Below are 5,638 nucleotides of genomic sequence, written 5' to 3'. Positions count from 1 at the left end.
TTGGGATTCCATGAAGTCTGTAAGATTCTGCGAATGCTTCAGATTTCTTCTCAATGAATTCTTTTATTTCTTTTTCTTCGAGGTCCAAAATGATCGACCCCATTGCATCTTTGAAGTGATACCCGACAACTCCTGAAAAGATTATTTTTTCATTCGCGATCTCTGGCTGATTCGGACGTCCGATATTCATCGCAATCACGCCTTCCCGGCAATCCACTGAGTACGATAGGATGTTGTAATCGTGGTATTTCATTTCTTTCCCAGAACGTCAAGAGGAGGCGCGCCTATGGCGTTGCCTCTCTAGCCTGGTTAGGGTTTGGTTTTCTTGTTAGCTCTGAATACAATATCTGCTTTGTGGGCTGTGCATCTACTTCTGGTATCCCTGTGATGCGTATCTTACCCTCATCTTCTACGATTCTAATTTCATAGTAATGAATAAGCATAAATAAGAGATGTTTTCCACTATCGTGATTTAGTGTGATGTTAACGGTTCTATCTAGATCTACTGCCTGGTCTATCGAACCGATCTCCCATTCAGGGAACAAGGCGTGGAAAGCCTCTTCTATATTCGCTTTATTAAGATTAGTTTCTTTTTTCTCATAGGTGCTATCAAGTGCTTTAAAGAATGGGAAATCTGACTCCTGGACACTCCTAAGGTATTCTGCTTTTTCCCTCATTCTTGCCTGGTCCGGGGAGTCGAACACTTCTACGACTTGATCGCGCAGTAATATCTCTTGACCGGAGATAAATATCTTACCGTGAGTGACAATCTCTGGCTCTATTCCAAATGTGAAGGTTCTCTCATAATCCAGTCTCTTGTTACGGCTGTTCGATACGACTGGAACAAGGTTGCACTGAAACAGGGCTTTATCTTCATTTCCCGCGAACAGTATGATGGGATCATATGGGTAAAACCCGGCTGAAACCTGTAATTCCCCATATACAAAGGATTCCCCGTATTGCTTTGAAAGTTTGAGTTGGAACTTGGTTTCTTTGTCAGACTTTGAAGTATCTGTTACGGCCTGCAAATTTAAGAAAAGGACACAGCAAGCTGCTAAGATCGCGTTTGTCTGCTTTTTCATTCTTTTCCCTAACGTCGAAGTGTGGCGCGGCGTTAGCCGTTGCCACCACTGCCTTGTTCTGTTTATTTAAATAATGCTTTGGAGCCAATCCGACAATTCAACTGCTCTGCATGCTCAATCGCTCTTTGGTGTTCAGCCACTTTGCTGATGATCAGCTCTGCGTCATCCTTAGAAAATGACTCACTCGGGTTATTGTTTTCATCTACGTAAAGTGCTCGCTGTCTCATTGTTTCTAGTTCTCGGGCAATGGACTTATTTATGTAAAAACCATGCTTTACCTTCTCATGGTTGCCGATAGCTCGATGCCTGCTTGTATATGCTGTTTTTTCGTGCTTTCGGAAAGCAGCTTTGTAAATGCTTTCCGGGATTAACTTAGTGTAGTAATCTGCCGCAATCTGTGACTTTCCAAGCTCTTCGTAAGACATGATAGCTAAAGCTGCAGCCCTAGGGTAAAATCCATTTTCATTTAAAACCGTAGCTTCTTGTAGGAGACTAATGCTATTGCTTTTGCTCATTCTAAAAACTCCTAGCACGGCTTCAGCTTTTTCGGGATCTTTTGACGAATCTAGGAATACTTTTTCTTCCTCGTCTTCGGCCTCAGATTTATCATCATCGTCAAAGACCAAGAAGCACCCAGGCAATGGAATGAGCTCATCGATAAAATCTGGCAGCTTCATAATTTTTTACAGAACGTCAAGGTGTCTCAAGACTGTAGCGCGGAGCGCGAAAGGAATTGAGACGACCGACTGGTTCGATCATTCATTTGTTTGATTTAAAAGTTCTTCGAGATACTCTACCTCTTCTTGCCGTGCGGTAATCTTCAATTCTGAGCTGCTTGCTTCGACCCTTCCGCCTTCTAGATCTGAGATTTTAATGCCTATCTGCTCCAGGTAGAAAATTGTCCAGAGACTGTAATAATCCCCAGCTTGGTCAGGATTTGTGGTTAGGTATTCTTTCAGATTCTTTTTTAGCTCACCGCCTTTGACATCATCTCCGAAGATGAATTCTACGTATGGGTTAGTGACGCCATCCTTATTCTTTTCGTAGATCGATGGGTAATTTGTTTTCTCTGTTTTAGGTATTTTCTTTCGGTATTCCCGAAGCAACAAGTGGTGGAGTTCGTGCTGCTCAGCTGGTAAAGTTATCGATGAAGTATACAAAGCTGCTTCCTTCGTTTCCGAGCAGGAAGCGCTCGATATGAGAAGAATGAGCAGCAGGGTAAGTTGTGAAATTTTCTTCATCGAACGATGAGGTGTATCACGTAGTGGAGCGCAGCGGAACGGAGTTGATACTACCGGCTGGATATACCATCTTTCTTTGAGTGGACCAAGAGTAATAGGGCTGCAATCATTGCCATATGTAGTGCAATTGCTTGGATCTGGAATGCTCTCTCACCAATGCTCGTAAGAACCATTTCAACGGGCATTTTCCCGTCTGTGGTGCTGTAGTTAAAGCAATTTACTAGATCTTTTGCTGAGTCAAAGATTAACCAACTTGATGTGAATATTCCAATGATACAGATGCGTCGAAAGTGTTTCTCTTTATTCTCTGATTTTGTCTTTAGAGCCGTAAACAAACAGGCCGCGAGGGAAATAAGGATGATTATCAGATTCAGGATCCCGATTTCTTGATAGTAGGCTTCAATCCATTGGAGGGTGCTTGGTGGATCGATTTGCTCTAACTCTGTAATTTCACCCATTTTTGTATATCGTAAAGATGTATCGATGGAGTGAAGGCGGAGCCGTAACGGAATTGATACCATCGACTTGTTAGTCTTTCCTGTCGAGTGAGTTAAGGATCTTTATGAGTTTGAATGCTGTAGAGGTATAATCTTCTGCTTGTTCAGAGCTGATCCTTTTTAGGGTCTCATGCTCATGTGAAACCTTATTTCGAAGCATCCTCATTTCATGCAATAATTGGATTTCCATTTTTTGTATCCCGCTATGCTTATGAAGAACCTCAATATTATGAAGCGGGGATCGATACGAAGGGCTTTCTGGTGAAATCGCCAAACGCGCTACGGCACTAGCAAGGGATGCTTCAACCGCAGACCATGCCAATAGAATAGCTGCTGATGGTGCCGACTCTACTGAATTCAATATCTGATCTTCAAGCGATGATAAGGTAGGATTTGACGGTCCCTCAGAAGGGTTAACCTCAGGTTCTTTTGATTCTATTTCTTTCGCTTGTTCGCGTAATTTTTCGAAGTCCAGCTCGAGGTCTTTATACTTCACTTTTGCAAGCTTAGCTAAAACGGCTCCAAGCCGTTCTTTGAACACAAAGAATGCAACGATAACAACCGCAGGCCATGCGAGGCTATCAATGATTGTGGCGATGAATTCTTTCCAGTTCATTTTTTCTGACTAACGTAGAGGAGTCTCAAGGAGTGAGCGAGGCACGAGCGAACGGAGTTGAGACCTCCGACTGGATCTACACTTGTTTTCTCTTTTTGTCTTAGGGTTTTCCGCTGTTCCGTTAATCTGAATCTTCTTTCAATATTTTTACTGACCAGACAATTGATCGGATAAATTGGACCAAAATATATGGTCCAAGAGTTATTCCCCAGGCAATCATCCAATCATGGGAGAAGAGGCTTTTATAAAATATTATCGGTAAATAGTTCCCCCATTCTAAGACGCTAAAAAGAAAAGGGAGGATGAGTATCGGAAGTGCTAAAATCCCAAAAAGAAAGGCTCCAACGAAGAAAAGCCACTCGGATGCAATTCGTTTATTTTTCATTTTCTTGTAGATCGTGGAGATGTGGCGCGGAGTGAGCGAGGGACGAGCGAACGGAGTTGTCCACTATCGACTTGTTAGAATTTGATTTTCTTGATGATCCTCTTTGATTCTGGAGGTGATCCATCAGCATTCACATGATCAACTCTGATAGCTTCAGCTGAGTCACTGCCTTTTTTGTGTTCATAAGTAACCTTAAGCTTAGTGCCTTTGTTTTCTCCAATCTCCTGAACAATTCGCTTTGTTTCACCATCATCAGCTTCAAGTTCAAATTCCTTGGACTGCATTTTGGGAAATTGCATTCGCATGCCAAAATCAAACGTCATCTTGTCTAATTTAACGCTCTTCTTTCCAATCCACCCTTTATGGTCCGAAAATTTCGCTTCGAGAATAGGATTGATCATTACTCCCGCCCATTCTCGAAACTGTTCATTTGCAAATGGCGCAGCCGTAAACTCCAGAATTCTATCGGCCCACTCTCGTGCGGTGCCTAAATTCTTCTTTGTTTTTCTAGGCGCCACAACTGTCGTATTCAATGGCAACTTACTGCCATCAAAAGCAAACAAATCGACTTCGACCCGCTTGTGCCCTTCTTCCTTTTTAGCATTTTTGTTCAGCCACCATGCGCCCGAATCATCCTGATTGTCTCGCTCGAATTGGCCAACGATTTGTTCGTTTAATTCGTTTAAGGTGTGAAGACTGAAACCTAAGTCATTTGCACGTGTTTTTGCCGTAGACGTGAATGAGTGGGCTACAATCAGGACTTTATCGACCCTTATCCCACCAGTGTTGTTGTATTTACCGATATAGTTTTCGACTCCCATTGAGTCGATTGGTCGAGAATGATCCTTTGCTTCTACCGCCAGAGTAAAAGGGATACCCAATTCTGTTTTAAATTTCACAAGGATATCTACTTCACGAGGAGTTCCCCCGTGGAGCGGCGCAACCATCGCTGAGGTAGTTATCTCCGCGTTCTTTGGGGCAAACAACCTCTGTATGCTGTCCACGACTTCTTGGAACTCGTTAGTTCTTTTAGGCATTTATTTTTCTAACGTCGAGCATGGGCGCGGCTTTAGCCGTTGCCCACTGCGTCTGGTTCTCCCCAGTTTTGTTTAGCTCACCCAAGACCCTCTATCCATAATTTGCCATTCGCCATCCTTTAGATGAAGCATGTAGAGGTTTCCTCCTCCATCTAGGGGGCCACGTGTTTTACCAGTATTTACTTCAATTCTATCTTTAGATATAAACCTAATAGATAATACAGGAGAGTTGTCCTCTTCTTCAATCATCGATATGATCTGGTAGATTTGATCAATTTCAATTCCTTTGATTTGTCCATTTACGTTTATTCCATCAACAGTGAAGAGATGAATTACCTGGTGAAAACGGTCATATTTCTTTCCTAATCCAATTGGAAAGTTCCCATCTATAAAGACACGACCATCAATCACATCGATAGACTTTGGAAAGTAGCTTAAGCCAATAGCACCACCGAGGCACGCCCCAAGAACAAAAAACAACGGCAACCAAAATATTTTTACTTTTTTACTCATTGTTTTGGAGAACGTCGAGGCCAGGCACCCAGCCTCACGAGTGTGTAGTTCAAGTGATTCTCGGATTATCGGGCGGGTTACATGGGTTGACCTGAGCCGGCTGGTTCTGCCCTGAGTTTTCTGGAGCCGGTAGATAATAGGATGAAACCAAAAATTGCCAAGAGACTTCCAATCAATAAGGAGTCATCAAAATTGGATTGGGAGGATAACTTTTCGACAGTTGTAGCCCTTTTTCTTACTTCGTCTGTGATGATTTCTGAACCGCGA

9 protein-coding genes are annotated in these 5,638 nt (G+C 42.8%); all 9 read right to left on the bottom strand.

The genetic code is table 11. The annotated features are described in order from the left end of the window. On the bottom strand, positions 1–253 hold a 253-nt coding region (locus DDZ13_RS14995; RefSeq protein WP_146209398.1), incomplete at its 3' end, for a hypothetical protein. Between the two features lie 31 nt (positions 254–284). Then, positions 285–1,082 (bottom strand): hypothetical protein, encoded by a 798-nt coding sequence (locus DDZ13_RS14990; RefSeq protein WP_110132275.1) that lies wholly within the window; start codon positions 1,080–1,082, stop codon positions 285–287. Between the two features lie 62 nt (positions 1,083–1,144). Continuing rightward, positions 1,145–1,759: an AbiV family abortive infection protein gene (locus DDZ13_RS14985; protein ID WP_110132274.1), complete on the bottom strand. Its 615-nt coding sequence runs from the start codon at positions 1,757–1,759 to the stop codon at positions 1,145–1,147. A 78-nt stretch (positions 1,760–1,837) separates the two neighbouring features. Then, entirely contained in the window at positions 1,838–2,323 is a 486-nt protein-coding gene (locus DDZ13_RS14980) for a hypothetical protein (protein WP_110132273.1), read from the bottom strand. 50 nt (positions 2,324–2,373) lie between these two features. Continuing rightward, a complete protein-coding gene (locus tag DDZ13_RS14975; protein WP_110132272.1) occupies positions 2,374–2,781 on the bottom strand; it encodes a hypothetical protein in 408 nt (135 codons plus the stop codon). Positions 2,782–2,851: 70 nt separating this feature from the next. Further along, on the bottom strand, positions 2,852–3,436 hold the full coding sequence (locus DDZ13_RS14970; protein WP_110132271.1) for a hypothetical protein: 585 nt from the start codon (positions 3,434–3,436) through the stop codon (positions 2,852–2,854). A 459-nt stretch (positions 3,437–3,895) separates the two neighbouring features. Continuing rightward, positions 3,896–4,858: a hypothetical protein gene (locus DDZ13_RS14960; RefSeq protein WP_110132269.1), complete on the bottom strand. Its 963-nt coding sequence runs from the start codon at positions 4,856–4,858 to the stop codon at positions 3,896–3,898. A 72-nt stretch (positions 4,859–4,930) separates the two neighbouring features. Continuing rightward, on the bottom strand, positions 4,931–5,371 hold the full coding sequence (locus DDZ13_RS14955; RefSeq protein WP_110132268.1) for a hypothetical protein: 441 nt from the start codon (positions 5,369–5,371) through the stop codon (positions 4,931–4,933). Between the two features lie 77 nt (positions 5,372–5,448). Then, positions 5,449–5,638, bottom strand: a 190-nt coding sequence (locus DDZ13_RS15780) for a hypothetical protein (RefSeq protein ID WP_233246181.1), incomplete at its 5' end; no start/stop codon positions are given.

Origin of the sequence: Coraliomargarita sinensis (assembly GCF_003185655.1) — a bacterium.
In the GTDB taxonomy this organism is placed as follows: domain Bacteria; phylum Verrucomicrobiota; class Verrucomicrobiia; order Opitutales; family Coraliomargaritaceae; genus Coraliomargarita_B; species Coraliomargarita_B sinensis.
The sequence above is the reverse complement of the archived record's forward strand: the minus strand, read 5'-3'. Positions and strand labels throughout refer to the sequence as shown.

Bases quoted from the DNA above. Each gene is read 5' to 3' on its own strand.
- DDZ13_RS14955 (WP_110132268.1), bottom strand. From the start codon at position 5,371: ATGAGTAAAAAAGTAAAAATATTTTGGTTGCCGTTGTTTTTTGTTCTT.
- DDZ13_RS14980 (WP_110132273.1), bottom strand. From the start codon at position 2,323: ATGAAGAAAATTTCACAACTTACCCTGCTGCTCATTCTTCTCATATCG.
- DDZ13_RS14990 (WP_110132275.1), bottom strand. From the start codon at position 1,082: ATGAAAAAGCAGACAAACGCGATCTTAGCAGCTTGCTGTGTCCTTTTC.
- DDZ13_RS14975 (WP_110132272.1), bottom strand. From the start codon at position 2,781: ATGGGTGAAATTACAGAGTTAGAGCAAATCGATCCACCAAGCACCCTC.
- DDZ13_RS14960 (WP_110132269.1), bottom strand. From the start codon at position 4,858: ATGCCTAAAAGAACTAACGAGTTCCAAGAAGTCGTGGACAGCATACAG.
- DDZ13_RS14970 (WP_110132271.1), bottom strand. From the start codon at position 3,436: ATGAACTGGAAAGAATTCATCGCCACAATCATTGATAGCCTCGCATGG.
- DDZ13_RS14985 (WP_110132274.1), bottom strand. From the start codon at position 1,759: ATGAAGCTGCCAGATTTTATCGATGAGCTCATTCCATTGCCTGGGTGC.